This window comes from Vibrio sp. 2096 (assembly GCF_033339595.1).
Lineage (GTDB): Bacteria > Pseudomonadota > Gammaproteobacteria > Enterobacterales > Vibrionaceae > Vibrio > Vibrio alginolyticus.
The window spans coordinates 1-1,020 of record NZ_JAWOUX010000110.1; the positions used below are offsets into that span (position 1 = coordinate 1).

Annotated in this window: 1 protein-coding gene; it reads left to right on the plus strand. The window is 49.1% G+C overall.

Annotated elements, in window-relative coordinates:
- The coding region (locus R7Q41_RS24410; RefSeq protein ID WP_318144756.1) for a catalase at nt 1–1,020 on the plus strand (1,020 nt) is incomplete at both ends.

The following is a 1,020-nucleotide window of genomic DNA, read 5'->3' on the forward strand; positions in this document are numbered from 1 at the left end:
AGGTTCTGGTGCCTACGGCACATTCACCGTGACTCACGACATTACAAAATACACTCGTGCAAAAATTTTCTCTGAGGTTGGTAAAAAGACCGAGCTATTTGCTCGCTTTACGACCGTTGCTGGTGAGCGCGGCGCAGCGGATGCAGAACGAGACATCCGTGGTTTTGCCCTAAAATTTTACACCGAAGAAGGCAACTGGGATTTAGTCGGCAACAACACGCCCGTCTTCTTCTTACGTGACCCGTTGAAGTTCCCTGACCTCAACCACGCGGTGAAACGCGATCCACGCACCAACATGCGCAGCTCGACCAACAACTGGGATTTTTGGACATCGCTGCCAGAAGCGTTCCATCAAGTAACCATCGTCATGAGTGACCGCGGTATTCCAGCGTCTTACCGTCACATGCACGGCTTCGGTAGCCATACATTCAGCTTTATCAACGCTGAAAATGAACGCTACTGGGTGAAGTTCCACTTCAAAACTCAGCAAGGTATTAAGAACATCAGCGATGAGGAAGCACAACTGCTGGCGGGCAGAGATCGTGAAAGCCATCACCGCGATTTGTATGAGTCGATTGAGCGTCAGGATTTCCCGAAATGGAAAATGTACGTACAGATCATGCCAGAATTAGAAGCCAACGAAGTTAACTTCAACCCATTCGACCTAACAAGAGTATGGTCTCAAAAAGATTATCCACTTATCCCTGTAGGTGAGTTTGAGCTGAACCGTAACCCAGAAAACTTCTATGCAGAAGTTGAGCAATCCGCGTTTAACCCGGCAGCTATCGTTCCTGGAATTGGTTTCTCGCCAGACAAAATGCTGCAAGGCCGTTTGTTCGCATACGGAGATGCACAGCGTTACCGCCTAGGTGTAAACCATCACCAAATTCCAGTCAATGCCCCTCGTTGTCCGGTACACAGCTACCATCGTGACGGCGCAATGCGAGTTGACGGTAACTTCGGTTCAACACTAGGTTACGAGCCAAACTACAAACAAGAGTGGGCAGAGCAGCCTGATTA